13 protein-coding genes are annotated in these 17152 nt (G+C 64.9%); 10 read left to right on the top strand and 3 right to left on the bottom strand.

Annotated elements, in window-relative coordinates; all coding sequences use genetic code 11:
* Positions 1–75: 75 nt before the first annotated feature.
* From BLV07_RS04650 to BLV07_RS04610, 9 genes are all read left to right on the top strand, one after another.
* Complete coding sequence (locus BLV07_RS04650) at positions 76–1395, top strand: solute carrier family 23 protein (protein ID WP_091880513.1); 1320 nt, start codon at positions 76–78, stop codon at positions 1393–1395.
* A 72-nt stretch (positions 1396–1467) separates the two neighbouring features.
* A complete protein-coding gene (locus BLV07_RS04645) occupies positions 1468–2304 on the top strand; it encodes an SDR family oxidoreductase (protein ID WP_091880509.1) in 837 nt (278 codons plus the stop codon).
* A 212-nt stretch (positions 2305–2516) separates the two neighbouring features.
* Entirely contained in the window at positions 2517–4316 is a 1800-nt protein-coding gene (locus tag BLV07_RS04640) for a cation:proton antiporter domain-containing protein (protein WP_091880506.1), read from the top strand.
* A gap of 76 nt (positions 4317–4392) precedes the next feature.
* Positions 4393–5214 carry an NAD-dependent protein deacetylase gene (locus BLV07_RS04635; RefSeq protein WP_091880503.1) on the top strand — a complete coding sequence of 274 codons (822 nt, stop codon included), beginning with the start codon at positions 4393–4395 and terminating at the stop codon, positions 5212–5214.
* 141 nt (positions 5215–5355) lie between these two features.
* A complete protein-coding gene (locus tag BLV07_RS04630; RefSeq protein ID WP_091880500.1) occupies positions 5356–7440 on the top strand; it encodes a hydantoinase/oxoprolinase family protein in 2085 nt (694 codons plus the stop codon).
* A 2-nt stretch (positions 7441–7442) separates the two neighbouring features.
* Entirely contained in the window at positions 7443–9101 is a 1659-nt protein-coding gene (locus tag BLV07_RS04625; RefSeq protein WP_091880497.1) for a hydantoinase B/oxoprolinase family protein, read from the top strand.
* A gap of 39 nt (positions 9102–9140) precedes the next feature.
* Positions 9141–10142, top strand: coding sequence for a TRAP transporter substrate-binding protein (locus BLV07_RS04620; RefSeq protein WP_091880494.1), 1002 nt, complete (start codon positions 9141–9143; stop codon positions 10140–10142).
* Positions 10143–10152: 10 nt separating this feature from the next.
* Complete coding sequence (locus tag BLV07_RS04615) at positions 10153–10746, top strand: TRAP transporter small permease subunit (protein WP_091881164.1); 594 nt, start codon at positions 10153–10155, stop codon at positions 10744–10746.
* Positions 10747–10780: 34 nt separating this feature from the next.
* On the top strand, positions 10781–12085 hold the full coding sequence (locus BLV07_RS04610) for a TRAP transporter large permease (protein ID WP_091880491.1): 1305 nt from the start codon (positions 10781–10783) through the stop codon (positions 12083–12085).
* A 51-nt stretch (positions 12086–12136) separates the two neighbouring features.
* On the opposite strand, the gene BLV07_RS04605 is transcribed toward BLV07_RS04610, so the two are convergent.
* Positions 12137–12781 (bottom strand): glutathione binding-like protein, encoded by a 645-nt coding sequence (locus BLV07_RS04605; protein WP_091880488.1) that lies wholly within the window; start codon positions 12779–12781, stop codon positions 12137–12139.
* 105 nt (positions 12782–12886) lie between these two features.
* Between BLV07_RS04605 and BLV07_RS04600 the strand changes: the two genes are divergently transcribed.
* Entirely contained in the window at positions 12887–13531 is a 645-nt protein-coding gene (locus tag BLV07_RS04600) for a TetR/AcrR family transcriptional regulator (protein ID WP_091880485.1), read from the top strand.
* A 305-nt stretch (positions 13532–13836) separates the two neighbouring features.
* On the opposite strand, the gene BLV07_RS04595 is transcribed toward BLV07_RS04600, so the two are convergent.
* Together BLV07_RS04595 and BLV07_RS04590 are read right to left on the bottom strand one after the other, a co-directional pair.
* A complete protein-coding gene (locus tag BLV07_RS04595) occupies positions 13837–15804 on the bottom strand; it encodes a methyl-accepting chemotaxis protein (protein WP_176945344.1) in 1968 nt (655 codons plus the stop codon).
* A 320-nt stretch (positions 15805–16124) separates the two neighbouring features.
* The gene (locus tag BLV07_RS04590; RefSeq protein WP_091880482.1) at positions 16125–17090 is read right to left on the bottom strand and encodes a 2-hydroxyacid dehydrogenase; all 966 of its coding nucleotides are present in this window, start codon (positions 17088–17090) and stop codon (positions 16125–16127) included.
* Positions 17091–17152 lie beyond the last annotated feature (62 nt).

The following is a 17152-nucleotide window of genomic DNA, read 5'->3' as shown; positions in this document are numbered from 1 at the left end:
CCGCTGCGGAAGCGACAATCACATTTTTGTCGGATCGCACGAAGATCGACCGCTGCACGGCAACTCGGGGGAAACATGTCGACTGCAACAGACTCCGACGAGCAAACGCAAGGCTATTTCCCGCGTTGGAAACTCAAGACCTCGGGCGTGATCATGCCGGAGGAGCGCCTGTCCTGGAGCCAGACCATTGTCTCCAGTCTCCAGCATTGCGTCGCAATGTCGGGATCAACGATCATCGCGCCGCTGCTGATGGGGTTCGATCCCAATGTTGCGGTCCTGTTTTCCGGCATCGGCACGCTGATCTTCTTCGTCATCGTCGCAGGGCGCGTGCCGAGCTATCTCGGCTCGAGCTTCGCATTCATCGCCGTCGTCATCGCTGCCACCGGTTATGCGGGGCAGGGGCCAAACCCGAACCTGTCAGTTGCGCTCGGCGGCATCGTCGGAGCCGGAGTGCTGTACGGCCTGATTGCTCTGATCGTGATGTGGTCGGGCGTTGGCTGGATCGAGAAGCTGCTGCCGCCGGCCGTCACCGGCGCCGTGGTCGCCGCGATCGGTCTCAATCTCGCGCCTGTGGCTGTGAAGGCGGTGAGCGCCGGCACGTTCGACACCTGGATCGGGCTTGCGACCGTTCTGATCATCGGCGTGGTCGCCGTCGCGGCGCCGGGCTTATGGCGCCGCTTGCCGATCATTGTCGGCGCCATCGGCGGATATCTTTTGCACCTGCTGTTCGCGAACGGACTCGGTTTCGGCAAGCCGATCGACTTCGCGCAACTCTCGGCCGCGCCGTGGTTCGGCGTGCCCAACTTCACCGCGCCGAGCTTCCATGCCGATGCAATCTTCCTGATCGCGCCGGTTGCGATCATCCTCGTCGCCGAGAATCTCGGTCACATCAAGGCCGTCGGCGCGATGACGGGCCGGAGCCTCGATGCCTATCTCGGTCGCGCCCTCTTTGCCGACAGTCTCGCGACCATTGTGGCGGCCTGCGGCGGCGGCACCGGCGTCACCACCTATGCCGAGAACATCGGCGTCATGGCGGCGACGAAGGTCTATTCCACCTTGTTGTTCGCGTTCGCGGCCACGGTCTCGATCCTGCTCGGCTTCTCGCCGAAATTCGGCGCGCTCATCCTGTCGATCCCTGGCCCCGTCATCGGCGGCCTCTCGATCGTGCTGTTCGGGTTGATCGCGGCGATGGCGGGACGGATCTGGGTCGAGAACAAGGTCGACTTCGCAAATCCCGCGAACCTGATGACCGTCGCGGTCGCGCTCACCGCAGGCGCCGGCGATCTCACGCTCAAATTCGGTGCGTTCACGATCGGCGGAATCGGCACCGCGACCTTCGGCGCCATCATCCTCTACCAGATCCTGACCTTGACGGTCGCCCGCCACGCCAAATGAATCACAGCAATGCGTTGAGAGATGGAACAAAGGGCGGGTTCCGTCGATGATCAGGCATCCCGGAGAGAACTCATGCCACAAACCAATCGCTCAACCTCCTTTCCCTCGCGTCTCGTGGGCCAATACGCGCTGGTGACCGGCGCTTCACAAGGCATCGGCCGCGCTGTCGCCATCCGGCTCGCCCAGGAAGGCGCGACCGTCGCCATCAATTATTTCGATCATCCCCAAAGCGCCGAGGAGACGCTCGCGCTGGCACGGACGGTGTCGGGCGATCGTGGCCATGGCAGGCTCGATCACATCATCGTCAAGGCCGATATCGGCAACGAGCAGGACATCGCCGCGATGTTCGAGACGATCCTGGCGCGCTGGAAGCGCCTCGACTGTCTGGTCAACAATGCCGGCTTCCAGCGGGAATCGCCGAGCGAAGCACTCGACGTCGAAACCTATCGCCGCATCATCGACGTCAATCTGAATGGCGCCGTGCTTTGCGCCCAGAAGGCGCTCGCGCATTTCGTCGCCCGCGGCGGAGGCGGCAGCATCATCAATTGCTCCAGCGTCCACCAGATCATCCCAAAGCCCGGCTATCTCGCTTATTCGATCAGCAAGGGCGGCATGGCCAACCTGACGCGAACGCTGGCGCTCGAATTTGCCGGCCGAGGCATCCGCGTCAATGCGGTAGGTCCCGGCGCGATCGATACGCCGATCAACGCGGCCTGGACCGGCGATCCCGAGAAGCGCGGCGTCGTCACCTCCCACATTCCGCTCGGCCGCGTCGGCACTCCGGAAGAGATCGCCGCCGTGTTCGCCTTCCTCGCCTCGGATGATGCGAGCTACATCACCGGACAGACCATCTATGCCTGCGGAGGCCTGACGCTGTTCCCCGAATTCCGGGAGAATTGGGCGAGCTGAACGTCAACTTGGAAGCGTGCGCATCTGCGGCGGCCCGACCGGGTTGCACGACCAGATCATTATCGCGAGCCAAGCCTTCTCGCCGCGGCTACCTGGACACCGATGCACCGCGGGAATTGGTGATTGGAGCCGGGTAGGGGTCTGCGGCGCCGTGTGCTATCGACCGTGGACGACGCTGCCGCTATTGGCAGGCGCCGACACATGATGGGCTCGTGACCACAACCATAAACATCAATGCCTACAGTGACGCGCTGGTGGTCCTCGGCACTGCCGGCGTGGTGGTGCCGATTGTTCGCCATTGGGGCATCAATCCGGTGCTGGGCTATCTCGGTGCCGGCGCCATTCTCGGCCCGCTCGGACTCGGCTCGCTCGTTCGAGAACTTCCGTTCCTGTACTGGTTCACCGTGGCGGACGCGCAGAACGTCGAAGGTATCGCCAATCTCGGCGTCGTGTTCCTGCTATTCCTGATCGGGCTCGAGCTGTCTTTCAGGCGGCTCGTGACGATGCGGCGCCTGGTGTTCGGGCTTGGCGGCCTGCAGGTGCTGGCGACGTCCGCGATCATTTTCGGCGCGACCCTTCTCGCGGGGCAGAATTCCGACACTGCCGTGATCCTCGGCGCGAGCCTTGCGCTGTCCTCGACGGCGATCGTGCTCGAGCTTCTGTCCACCGAGAGACGGCTTGCGACCACTGCGGGGCGCGCCAGCTTCTCGGTGTTGTTGGCTCAGGACCTTGCAGTGATTCCCATTCTGGTGCTCGTCTCGGTGCTTGGCGCAGGCAGCGGCGGCTCCGTCGTGGCGCACATCTCCAGTGCGATCTTGAAGGCCGGAGTAGCGGTCGCTTTTCTCATTCTGATCGGACGGCTGCTGATGCGTCCGCTGTTCCAGATGGTTGCGGGCACCCATTCGACGGAGCTCTTCGTCGCGGCGACCTTGTTCGTCATCGTCGGCGCAGGCCTTGCCGCGCACCAAGCCGGCCTGTCCATGGCGCTCGGAGCATTCGTTGCAGGACTGATGCTGGCGGAAACGGAGTACGGCAAGGCCATTGAGGCCACCGTCGATCCATTCAAGGGCCTGCTGCTCGGCATCTTTTTCTTCACCGTCGGTATGGCCATCGACTTCCGCGTGTTCATGCGCGAGCCCGGTTGGCTGCTGGCCGCCGTTATCGGCGTATTGGCCGGTAAGGCGATCGTGCTCATCATCCTGGGCCGCCTCTTCAGGCTCTCGTGGCCGTCGGCGATCGAGATTGGCTTCCTGCTGGGTCCAGTCGGCGAATTCGCCTTCGTAAGCATCGGGATGGCAGCGGCGCTCGGCCTGATCGAACCTCGCGTGTCGAGCTTTGCCGTCGCCATCACCGCCGTGACGATGGCATTGACGCCGCTCTTGGGCGTGCTCGGACGACGATTGGCCGCGAAACTGGGGAGCGAGCGCACCCTCGATCCCGAACTGACGGTTCGGCCGCCCGGCGACCGGGCGCAGGCCATCGTGGTCGGCTACGGCCGCGTTGGAAAAGTCGTCTGTTCGCTGCTGACCAGCCACGGCCTGAACTACATCGCGATCGATAACGAAGCAGTCGCCGTGGCGCGCGACCGCCGCGATGGTCATAAGGTCTATTTTGGTGATGCGACAGAACCGGGCTTTCTCGAAGCCTGCGGCCTGATGCAGACGACCGGTGTGATCATTACCATTCAGTCGCGAGCAGCGATCGATGCCGTCGTCGAGCGGATTCGCGCAGTGCGGCCGGACGTGCTGATCGTCTCACGTGCGCGGGACGCCGATCATGCCCGCCACCTCTATGCGATCGGCGCAACCGATGCGGTGCCGGAAACCATCGAGGCAAGCCTGCAACTTTCCGAAGCCGCACTGATCGGCCTCGGAGTCGCGGTCGGGCATGCGATCGCCTCGGTGCACGAGAAGCGGGACGAATTTCGGCTGACATTGCAGCAAGCCGCCCGTATTGCAGCAGAAGAGAAAACTCGTCTCCTCGATAGCACGGGGCGCCGGTCCCCGAGATAGCCGCCTATCCGGGCGGCCGTGCGCTGCGGACTATCGTGATCTGGCAAAACCCGCCCGCGCGGACTACATCTGCGCCATGACAAATGCTCCGCTGGCAAACCCTCCGCTCCAGGATTTCATCGGCCGGCACGAACGGCTGTTCGTGCTGACCGGCGCCGGCTGTAGCACCAATTCGGGCATTCCCGACTATCGCGACAGCCACGGCAATTGGAAGCGCACCCAGCCGGTCAACTTCCAGGCCTTCATGTCGGACGAGCATACGCGCCGGCGCTATTGGGCGCGCAGCCTGATCGGATGGCGGCGGTTCGGCCAGGCGAAGCCGAATGATGCGCATCATGCGCTGGCCCGGCTCGAGGCGAACGGCCGGTGCGGGATGCTGCTGACCCAGAACGTCGATCGGCTGCATCAGTCCGCCGGCCACCGCCACGTGATCGACCTGCATGGCCGGCTCGATCTGGTCCGCTGCATGGGCTGCGGCGGCAAGACGCCGCGCGATGAGTTTCAGCGCGCACTTGGTCGCGCCAATGCAGCCTGGCTGACGCTCGATGCCGCCGATGCACCTGATGGCGACGCTGATCTGGAGCACGAGGATTTTTCGTCCTTCGAAGTGCCGGCCTGCGAAGCCTGCGGCGGCATCCTCAAGCCCGACGTCGTGTTCTTCGGCGAGAACGTCCCCCGCGACATCGTCGCCACCGCGCAGGATCATCTGGCGCAGGCCGATGCGATGCTGATCGTCGGCTCCTCGCTGATGGTCTATTCCGGATTCCGCTTCGTCCAGGCTGCTGCGCAGCGCAATATTCCGATTGCGGCGGTCAATCTCGGCCGCACCCGCGCCGACGATCTCCTGACGCTGAAGGTCGAGGAGCGCTGCGAGTCGGCGCTCGCATTCCTGCTCTGATCGCGCCGGCCGCGAACACGTCTTGCCTATTGCATAGGTGCCAAGCAGAATAGCCGGGCGCGGCGTTGTCCTCGTCGTCCATGGCATGGAAATTGCTGCGCTTTCGACCTCAGTCTTGACGATCAGCGCGGAGAATTTGGAATGCTTGAGGGAGCCGAGGTGCGGCTTGCCGTCGATATCGGGGGCACATTCACCGACATCGTGCTGGACGTGGGCGAGGCGCGCAAGACGCGCAAGGTGCTGACGACGCCGCAGCGGCCGGAGCAGGCGGTGCTGGACGGGATGCGCCTCATTCTCGCCGACGCGCGCGCCCATATCAGCGACATCGACGTCTTCATTCACGGCACCACGCTCGCCACCAATGCCATCATCGAGCGCCGCGGCGCGAAAACCGCACTGATCGCAACGGACGGCTTTCGCGACGTGCTCGATATCGGCACCGAGAGCCGTTACGACCAATATGACCTCAGCATCGACAAGCCGAAGCCGCTGGCGCCGCGCAGCCTGCGCTTCACCGTGCCCGAGCGCATCGACGCGCACGGCGCTGTTCGGCTCCCGCTGGACGAGACTGCTGTGCGCGCGCTCGCGCCAAAATTGCGCGAGCGAGGCGTCGAGAGCGTCGCGATCGCCTTCCTGCACTCCTACGCCAATCCCGAACACGAGCGCCGCGCCGCAGCGATCCTGGGCGAGGAGATGCCCGGCATCTCCGTGACGGTGTCGTCGGCAGTGTGTCCGGAAATTCGCGAATATGAGCGCACCTCCACCGCGGTGGCGAACGCCTATGTGCAACCGCTGATCGACGGCTATCTCGCCCGCATGGCGGACGCCTTGCAGGTCGAGCAGTTCCGCGGCGCCATTTATCTCGTCACTTCCGGCGGCGGTGTCACCTCGATCGAGACGGCGCGGCGTTTTCCGGTGCGGCTCGTCGAATCCGGTCCGGCCGGCGGCGCGATCTTCGCGGCGCAGATTGCGGCGCGTCTTGGCGAAACCAAAGTGCTGTCCTTCGACATGGGCGGCACCACTGCAAAGATCTGTCTCATCGAGAAGTACCAGCCCGAGACCTCGCGCGTGTTCGAGGTCGACCGTGCCGCGCGCTTCCTCAAAGGCTCCGGCCTGCCGGTGCGCATCCCCGTGATCGAGATGGTCGAGATCGGCGCCGGCGGCGGCTCGATTGCCCATGTGGACGCGATGAAGCGTGTCACCGTCGGTCCCGAGAGCGCCTCGTCCGAGCCGGGACCGGCCTGCTACGGCCGCGGCGGCCAGCGTCCGGCCGTGACGGATGCGGACGTTGCGCTCGGCATGATCGATCCCGACGCGTTTGCGGCGGGCACGATCAAGCTCGATCCGGAGCTTTCGAAACAGGCGCTGCTGCGCGACGTCGGCGAGCCGCTCGGCCTGTCGGCGGAAACCGCGGCCTACGCCGTGCACGAGGTCGTCTGTGAGAACATGGCGAGCGCGGCGCGCGTGCATGCGGTCGAGCGCGGTGCCGTGGTCGGCCAGCACACGCTGATCGCCTTCGGTGGCGCTGCGCCGTTGCATGCGGCGCGCGTTGCCGAGAAGATCGGCGTCTCCCGCGTGATCGTGCCCTCGAATGCCGGTGTCGGATCGGCCGTCGGATTCCTGGCGGCGCCCATCGCTTACGAGCTGGTGCGCAGCCGTCACGTCCGGCTCGATGATTTCGACACCGAGGCGGTCTCCGATCTCTTGCAGGAGATGGCGACCGAAGCGCGCGCGCTGGTCGAGCCCGGCGCCGCCGGTGCGCCGGTGCGGGAGCGGCGCGCCGCCTTCATGCGCTATGTCGGCCAGGGCCATGAGATCTCGGTCGAGCTGCCGAACCGGCGGCTGGCGACCGCCGATCTCGCCGGTCTGCGCCAGAAGTTCGAGGCGGATTATGCCGCGATGTTCGAGCGGCCGATCCCGGGTGCCGCGATCGAGGTGTTGAGCTGGTCGGTGCTCGCGACCACCGAGGCGCGCAATCCACCCGCGGTCGCGGCGGTCGCGCGCAAGTCCGCCGGAAAGGCAGTCGGCAGCCGCAAGTTCTTCGACGGACGCGCCGGCGAGGTGATCGAGATCCCGCTCTATCGCCGCGAAGACATGACGCCGGGCGCGACCATTGCGGGCCCGGCCGTAATCGCCGAGGACGAGACCTCCACCTTCGTCTCGACCAGTTTTGATGCTCATATCGACGGTGCCGGCAGCATCGTCATGGAACGAAAGGCGGCCTGATCATGAGCAAGGCAAACGGCGCGAGCCTGATCGATCTCCAGATCATGTGGCACCGGCTGATCGCCGTGGTCGAGGAGCAGGCGCAGGTGCTGCTCCGCACCGCGTTCAGCCCGATCGTGCGCGAATGCGGCGACCTCTCCGCCGGCGTGTTCGACCTCAAGGGCCGCATGCTGGCGCAGGCGGTGACCGGCACGCCCGGCCACGTCAACTCGATGGCGGAATCGGTCAAGCATTTCATTGCCCATTTTCCGATCGAGACGATGAAGGAGGGCGATGCCTACATCACCAACGATCCCTGGATGGGCACCGGCCATCTCAATGATTTCGTCGTCACCACGCCCTGCTTCAAGGACGGCAAGCCTGTCGCGCTGTTCTCCTGCACCAGCCATCTCATGGACATCGGCGGCATCGGTTTTGGACCCGATGCCACCGACGTGTTCATGGAGGGGCTCTACATCCCCATGCTGAAGCTGATCGACCAGGGCGTCGTCAACGAGACGCTGATGGCGATGATCCGCACCAACACGCGGCTGCCGATCGACACCGAAGGCGACACCTATTCGCTGGCCGGCTGCAACGACGTCGGCTGCGAGCGCCTGGTCGAGATGATGAACGAGTTCGGCATCGACACGCTCGACGAGCTCGGCGACCACATCTGCGACCGCTCGCGCGAGGCCGTGCTTGCCGAGGTCGCAAAACTGCCAAAGGGCAGCTGGCGCAACACCATGGTCGTCGACGGCTATGATGCGCCGGTGACGCTCGCAGCGACGCTGACGATCTCGGACGAAGGCATCCACGTCGATTTCGACGGCACCTCGGCCGCCTCCAATTTCGGCATCAACGTGCCCCTGTCCTACACCACGGCCTATACCGTGTTCGGCCTCGGCTGCGTCGTCGCCTCGCACATCCCGAACAACGCCGGCTCGCTCTCGCCGCTGACGGTGTCGGCGCCGGCGGGTGCGATCCTCAATGCGCCGAAGCCTGCGCCGGTTGCCTCGCGTCACGTCATCGGCCAGATGCTGCCCGACGTCGTGTTCGGCTGTTTGCGCCAGATCATTCCCGAGCGCGTGCCGGCCGAGGGCACCTCGTGTTTGTGGAATCTGAACGTCCGCGGACAGACGCGAAGCGGCGCCGGCGGCAATTACGGGTTCTCGATGGCGGTGACCTCCAATGGCGGCACGGGTGCGCGCTTCGGCAAGGACGGTCTGTCGGCCACCGCCTATCCCAGCGGCGTGCGCGGCACGCCGGTCGAGATCGCAGAGACGCAGACGCCTTTGATCTTCTGGCGCAAGGAGCTGCGTCCGGATTCCGGCGGGGCAGGGCGCACCCGCGGCGGGCTCGGTCAGATCATCGAGGTCGGCAGCGGCGTCGATGCGCCGTTCGACATCCTGGCGGCGTTCGATCGCATCGATCATCCGCCGCGCGGGCGCGATGGCGGCCGGGACGGCGAGGCCGGCTATGTCGGCCTCAAATCCGGCAAGAAGCTGCGTGGAAAAGGCTTTCAGCAGGTGCCGCCGGACGACCGGCTGGTGGTGCTGACACCGGGCGGCGCCGGCATTGGCGATCCCGGCAAGCGCGAGCGCGCGGCGGTCAAGGACGACGTCGAGAGTGGTTTCGTGTCTTCAGACAATGCAGTTGCAGTTTATGGGTACGCGCGGTGACGCGCTGAAGTCTTGTGCGATAGCGAACGGAGGGGTGCAATGATCACGCGAAGGAATTTCACCGCGGGTGCAGCGACGCTGCTGGCCGCTGGTCACATCTCCACCCGCGCGCGGGCGGCGACGGTCAGCTGGGACATGTCGACGGTCTGGCCCGACGGCAATTTCCACACTCAGAACGCTTTTGCCTTCGCGGAAGAGGTGAAGAAGCAGAGTAGCGGCTCGGTAGCGATCACCGTGAAGGCCGGGGGCCAGCTCGGCTTCAAGGGCCCCGAGCATCTGCGCGCCGTGCGCGACGGCCTGGTGCCGCTCGCTGACGTCCTCAACATCCAGCAGGTCGGCGACGAACCCTTCATGGGCGTCGAGAGCATCCCCTTCCTGTGCGGCTCGATGGACGAACTGAAGGTGCTGCACAAATATGTGCGGCCCGAATACGAGAAGGTCGCCGCCCGCAACAACCAGAAGATCCTCTACATCGTGCCGTGGCCGACGCAATATCTGCACCTCAAGGTCAAGGTCGCCGACGTCGAGGGCCTGAAGAACATCAAGATCCGCGTGCCCGACAAGAACGCCGTCGACATGCTGGCCGTGGTCGGCATGGCGCCGGTGATGATCCCCTGGGGCGAGACGATTCCGGCGCTGGCATCGGGTGCGGTCTCGGGCGTTTCCACCTCGGCGGTCTCGGGGGTCGACGGAAAATTCTGGGAATTCCTGAAATACATCTACCCGACCAACCACGTCTGGTCGTCGCAGATGCTCACCGTCAATCTCGATTCCTGGAAGGCGCTCTCCAGCGATCAACAGAAGCTCGTTACGGATATCGCCACGAAGATGGAGCCGGCATTCTGGGCCAATTCTCTCAAGGCCGACGTCGACAGCCTCAACCGTCTCAAGGAGGGCGGCATGGAGGTGGTGCCGGTCTCGGACGCGATGATGACGGCCATCCGCAGCAAGACCGCCCCGCAGCTCGATGCGTTCCTCAAGCGTGTGCCGGCGGCCGACAAGCCGGTGCGGGCCTATCTCGCCGAAATGAAGCGTGGCTGAGGGTGACGTCGTGGTGAGCGTCTCGCCCGAAGCTCCGCAGAGTCTCAATGCAGCGGCGCCGGCGCCGCTGCGCATCCTGCTCGACTGCATCGACCGCCTCGGCCGGCTCGACGGCTGGATCGGCGGCGGCTGCTTGTTGATGCTGACACTGCTGATGCTATGCGAGGTCGCAACGCGCTTCCTCTCGAACTTCTTTTCATTCTTCCCGCCGTCGATCTCGATCGCCTGGGAGTATTCGTCCTATCTGATGGCGGCGTCGTTCACCTTCGGCGCCGCCATGACGTTGCGTGTCGGCGGTCACATCCGTGTCGTGCTGCTGCTCAAGAACGCGCCGGCCTTGGTGCAGCGTGCGCTCGAGATCCTATCGGCGGCGGCCGGCTTCGCCTTCATGGCGTTCCTGACCTCGGCGATGGCGAAGTTCGCCTTCGGCGCCTATGTGCGCGGCCAGGTCTCGACCTCGAGCGATACGCCGCTGTGGTTTCCGCAAGCCGTCGTCACCTTCGGCATGCTGCTGCTGACGCTTCAGTTCCTGGCGCGTGCGATCCAGGCCCTGCTCGGCCTGCCGCTGGAGGATCACCGCATGAAGGCCTCGCCCGTCGAATGATCGCCCACGCGCCAATCCCCGGACAGCGGATCCCATGACCATCGAAGTCGTCGCCCTGTTTGCGATCCTGTTCGCGCTGCTGGCTTGCGGCGTCTGGATCGGCCTGACGCTGGCGCTCACCGCGACGCTGCTGCTCGCGATTTTCCGCTCGATCCCGCTCGACAAGCTGTTGCCGCAATATGCCTGGAACATCCTGACCACGCAGGAGCTGCTGGCGCTGCCGCTGTTCATCCTGATGGGCGAACTGCTGTTTCGCACCCGCCTGTCGCGCTCGCTGTTTCAGGGGCTCGCGCCCTGGGCCGGGCTTCTGCCGGGCCGCCTGCTGCATGTGAACGTGATCGGCTGCACCATTTTTGCGGCGATCTCGGGCTCATCGGCCGCGACCACGCAGGTGATCGGTCGCATGTCGCTGAACGAGCTGCTGCGCCGCGGCTATTCCCGCGACATCGCGATCGGCTCGCTCGCCGGCGCAGGCACGCTCGGCTTCCTGATCCCGCCGTCCAACATCATGATCATCTATGGCGTGCTCGGCGACGTCTCGATCCTGAAGCTGTTCACGGCGGGCGTGTTGCCCGGCCTGCTGTTAGCCGCCACCTTCATGGCCTGGGTGATGCTGCACACCAGCCTCAACGGCACCATGGTGCCGGAGACGGAAGCAAAGCTCTCGCAAGTGCCGTGGGGCGAGCGCTTCGCGGCGCTGAAGGACCTCGCGCCGGCGCTGTTCCTGATCGCCTGCGTGCTCGGTTCGATGTATGGCGGGCTTGCGACGCCGTCCGAAGCTGCGGCTGTCGGCGTGCTCGGCGCGGCGCTGGTCGCCTGGGCGCAAGGAGCGATGTCACAGCAGGTGATGCGGGACGTGCTGATCGGCTCGGTCGTGACCTGCTCGATGATCGCACTGATCGTGCTCGGCGCCTCGATCCTCGGCAACGCGGCGGCCTTCCTCGGCATCCCGCAGGCGGTGGCCGCCTTCGTCAAGGGGCTTGGCCTGTCGCCTTTCATGCTGATCGTGGCGCTGGTCGTCTTCTATCTCGTCCTCGGCTGCTTCCTCGACGGCTTTTCGATGATCGTGATGACGCTGCCGATCGTGCTGCCGATCGTGAAGGCGGCGGGCTTCGACGAGGTCTGGTTCGGCGTCTTCCTGGTTCTCGCCGTCGAGATGGCGCAGATCACGCCGCCGGTCGGCTTCAACTTGTTCGTGATCCAGGGCCTGACCGAGGACGGCCTCGGCTACATCGCGCGCGTGACGATGCCGTATCTCATGATCATGATCGGCTTCGTGCTGCTGCTCACATTGTGGCCCGGCATCGTCACGATCCTGCCACGGGTGCTGTACGGATAAATTCGCGCCGCCCCGGCCGGGCGGCCGGGACGGCATTTCGATGCTTCAGGCTTACGCCGCCGCCTTCTTCCGCGCCTGCTCGGCCTTGTACAGCTCGAACTCCTCCGCAATCGCGCGTGCAATTGAGGGCCGCTGACGCAGGCGCTCGTAATACGCCTTCAGGTTCGGCCATTTCGCGAGCTCGATCGGCGGCGTCGCCATGGTCCAGTTGATGACCGTGACGAGATAGGCGTCGGCGATGCTGAAATGGTCGAGCAGGAATTCACGTCCCTTGAGATGATTGTCGAGGTAGTCGAGTCGCGACAGGTTCTTCTCTAGCGCATAGGCCTTGGCTTCCTGCGGCGCTTTGCGGTCGAGCACGGGCACGAACAGGGCCTTGTGCAGCTCGGTGCCGATGAAGCAGAGCCATTGATGTAGTCGCGTGCGCTCGATGCCCGCAGCGGCGCCGAGGCCGGATTGCGGGAAACGGTCGGCGACATATTGCAGGATCGCGGCGTTCTCGGTCAGCACCACGCCCTCGTCGGTGCGCAGCGTCGGCACGAGGCCAATCGGGTTTACGCTGCGGAAGTCGGAGCCGTCACTCAGCACTGTCTTGGTCGGCGGATCGACTTCGAGATAGTTCGCTTCGGCGCCAGCTTCATACAGCGCGACGCGGGTCGCCATCGAGCAGGCGAGCGGCGAGAAATAGAGATCCATCTGTAGCCTCCTTGGGCAATTCCTTCTGGGTGTCGCTCAACCTGGCCAGATTGATTTTTGTACTGTCTTGCATAATATAGGGTCGGTCAAGGATTATTTTGCGGAATGGTACAAAAATCGAAACCGCCAGCTGCTGCCAACGGACCCAAGCGCCGGGGCCGGCCGCGTGCCTATGAGCCCGATGTCGCGCTCGGCAGAGCGCTCGACCTGTTCCGCAAGCAGGGCTTTGCCGCGACCTCGCTCGACGATCTCAGCGAAGCCACCGGCATGAACCGCCCGAGCCTCTATGGCGCCTTCGGCGACAAGCGCGAGCTCTACATCAAGAGCTACCAGCGCTACCGGGAGGAAGCGCGCGCATCGATGGTGGAGATCTTTCGCCAGGAGATGCCGGTGCGCCAGCGGCTGGAGCGCATCTTTGCCTCCGCGCTGAACATCTATCTCTCGGGTGACACTGGTCCGCGGGGCTGCTTCACGGTGGTGACTGCGGCCTCCGAGGCGGTGAGTGATCCTGAGATCCGCGCCATGGTGCTCGAAGGTCTTACCGAACTCGACAAGGCCTTTGCCAATTGCTTCCGCCGCGCCAAGGAGAAGGGCGAACTGCCTGATAGCGCCGACCCGTCGGTGCTGGCGCAGGTCGCATCCGCCACCGTGCACACGATCGCCATCCGTTCCCGCGCCCGGGTCCCGCGCAAGGAGCTCGAGGCCATCGTCAGCGGCGCGATCGACGTGATGGTGGGGGCTAAACCCTAGCTGTCGTCCCGGCGCAGGCCGGGGCCCATAACCACAGAGAGTGGTTAGGCGAAGACTTTTGATGACGAGTCTACTCTTACCGCGCACAATCAATGAATCACGCGGTATGGGTCCCGGCCTCCGCCGGGCCGACACCGAATTTGTAGCGCGAGCTATTTCCCCGACGTCGCCCTGGCGAAAGCCAGGATCCATAGCCACCGAATGCAATTTGGCGAAAGCTCGAGGTTAGAACGTCGTGCCGCAACTTCTCCCTGGGGTAATGGGTCCTGGCTTTCGCCAGGACGACATCCAATTTGCAGCCGCAGCTACGCCGCGCGGATATGCGCGAGGAAGCGGTCCACTTCGTCCCGCAGCCGCTGCGACTGTTTTGACAGCTCGATCGCCGATCCCAGCACTTCCTCGGCAGCAGTGCCGGTCGCCGCGATGCCGGCGGTGACGCCGGAGATGTTTTGCGAGACCTCGCCGGTGCGAGCCGCGGCCTGTTGGACGTTCTGCGCGATCTCCTGTGTCGCCGCGCCTTGCTGACCGACGGCTGCCGCAATCGCGGCCGAGATTTCGTCGACCTCTCGGATCGTCGCACAGATCGACTGGATGCCGTCGACAGCACCGGTGGTCTCTCCCTGTACCGCCGTCACCTGCGCGCCGATCTCCTCCGTCGCCTTCGCGGTCTGGGTCGCCAGCGTTTTCACCTCGGAGGCGACCACGGCAAAGCCGCGGCCGGCTTCGCCCGCGCGCGCCGCCTCGATCGTCGCGTTCAGCGCGAGCAGATTGGTCTGTCCCGCAATGCCGTTGATGAAGGAGACGACGTCGCCGATCTTTTGCGCGGCGTCGGCAAGGCTCTGCACGCGCGCATTCGACCGCTGCCCGTCGCTCGCAGCCCTGCCGACGACCTCGGTCGCATGGGCGAGGCGGCGGCTGATCTCGGTCATGGACGAGGACAGTTCTTCCGCGGCGGCCGCCACCGTCTGGACGTTCTCCGAGGCCAGCGCCGAGGCCGAAGACACCGTGCGGGTCTGTTGTTGCGACTGCTCGACGATCTCGGACATCGAGCGGGCGGTGTGCTCCATCTCGACCGCGGCCGAGGACACCGTGGTGACGACGTCGCGGATGCTGGCTTCGAAATTGTCGGCGAGCGCGCCGAAAGCGCGCCGCTTCTCCGCTTCGGACTGTGCCTTGGCCTCGAGCTGCTCGGCCTGGAGCTTGCTAAAGCTCACCGCATTGTCGCGGAACACCGCGACGGCCTTCACCATTGCGCCGACCTCGTCATTCGCCTTGCTGGCGGGAATGGTAACGTCGAGGCGCCCATCCGCGAGCTCGCGCATCACGCTCGTGATCGAGATGATCGGGCGCGAAATGCTGCGAGCAATGAGATAGCCGACGATCGCGGCCAGCACGAGCCCGAGCGCGGCGATCCCGATCGCGAGCATCCAGGCGCGGTCGGCCGAGGCCTCGTAGTCGGCATTGTCCATCACCAGCTCGACCGCGCCGAGCGGCTTACCGGAAAAATCCTTGATCGGTCCGAGCAGCGCCGCGACCGGCGTCGTGTCGAGCTTGGCTTGCCGCACCGTGAAGTCGCCGCTGGTGGCGCGGCCGTAATCGGCCGCATCGAAGAAGCTCTTGCCCTTCAGCGTGCCACCGAACAGCTTGAAGCTTGAACCGTCGGCGAGATGGAAGGCGACGTCGACATGGCGATTGGTCTTGAAGTCATCGAAGAAAGGTTGGCCGAAGGTCAGGCCGAATTCGACCGTGCCGAGATGCCTGCCGGCTTGCGCGATCGGCACCACGCCGCGGATGCCGAGTCCGGCCACACCGCCCTCGAGACCGACCACGACCTTGCGGTCCTGGTTGGCGACGAGGACCGTCTTGCGAAAGCCGGAGAGGTCGTCGCCGAATTTCGCCGGCTGGTGCACGCGCAGGAACGAGGTCGCCGGCGCCACATGGAACTGGAACTGATCGACGCCGTAGTCCGACTTGGTCGCGGCAAAGACCGGTCCGAACAGGCGCACCAGCGCCTCGCGATCCTGCTTCGCCATGGCCTCTTGCGTCGCCGGCATCGCCGCGACCACGGCGCTCATCGCGGCGGCGCGATGCGATTCCTCGGCAATGCGCGATTGCAGCGCATCGTAATGACTGTGCAGCTCGCGCTGGTCGGCGCGATCGATGATCCCGGCGATGATCCACATCGCCCCGAGCACGGCAAACAGGGCAGTCGCCGCCGCCGTCGTCGCCAGCGCAACCGTGATCCGCATCCTGAGGCCGAGGTTCGCTCGCATGTTCGACCCATTCGTTGAGCGTTGATTAACAACGTCTATCAACTTCTCGCTAAGAGAGGGTGAACGGGGATGCTGGTGGGGAGGGGCGGGGCGACGAGCCCAACAAAGCTGTCGTCCTGGACAAGCGCAGCTCTTGGCAACGCGTAGCGTTGTCCAGGGCGGAGCGCAGATCCAGGACCCATTACCCCAGGAAGTGGTTTGGCGAAGACTCCGATTACGACTTCGCGCCGCAACTTCTCCCTGTGGTAATGGGTCCTGGCTTTCGCCAGGACGACATCGAAAGTGAGGCGCGGTCGTGCCTCTTCCAACCAGGCGAGGCCCTAATACCCCCTGGCCCGATCCACCACGTTCTCCAGCACGCCGCCCGCTTCGAGCCGCGCGATCTGCTCGGCGACGTAGGCCGAAATCGCGTCAGCGTCGGTGTCGGCTGCGTTGTGCGGGGTCAGCAGCACCTTGGGATGGGTCCAGAACCGGCTGTCCGCCGGCTGCGGCTCCTGCACGAAGACGTCGAGCGAGACGGCGCCGAGCGTGCCGTCGTCGAGGCAGGCCAGGATGTCGGCTTCGTTCTGCAAGCCGCCGCGGCCGGCATTGATCAGCACCGGCGCGCCGAGCGGGCTGTTGCGGTTGAGCTTTGTGAAAACGTCGCGGTTGAGAATGCCATGCGTGTCCGGCGTCAGCGGCAGCAGGCAGACCAGGATGTCAGTCGCGCGCAGGAACGCGTCGGTCTGAGCTGCGCCATGGAAGCATTCGACGCCCTCGATCGTGCGCGGGCTGCGGCTCCAGCCGGTGACGCGGAAGCCGAGCCTGCGCAGCACATCTGCCGCGTCGGTGCCTAACGTGCCCAATCCCATGATGCCTACCGTGACAGCGCTTGCCGGCCATTGATATGTCGGCTCCCAACGCTTCTCGCGCTGGCACTGGCGCAAATAGAGCTCCTGGCGATGGTGCATCAGCACATGCAGCACGACATATTCGGTCATGCGGTTGGTCAGGTCGGGCACGGCGACACGCACCAGCGGCACATCGGGCAGGCTCTTGTCTGCCATCAACGCGTCGACGCCGGCGCCGAGATTGAAGATCGCACGCAGATTGGGGAACGCACCGAGATCGCCCGGCACCGGTTTCCACACGGCGGCATAGTGCACCTCGGCCGGATCAAGGGCGGAATCGGGCAGCAGCACCACGCGCCGGCCGCCGCAGACCGCGTCGAACCGGGCCTTCCAGCGCTCCGGCAGCCAGTTCTGCTGCGTGCTGTTGATCAGGACGGCCAGTGTGCCTTTGGTCATTCGAAGTGCCTCGTCGAGTTCCGCTTGAGAAGGCCCTCCTTGGCACGATCTGCCGGATTTTT

Source organism: Bradyrhizobium sp. Rc2d, assembly GCF_900099855.1.
GTDB lineage: Bacteria > Pseudomonadota > Alphaproteobacteria > Rhizobiales > Xanthobacteraceae > Bradyrhizobium.
Note: the sequence above shows the minus strand (reverse complement) of the source record. Positions and strands in the feature narration are given on the sequence as shown.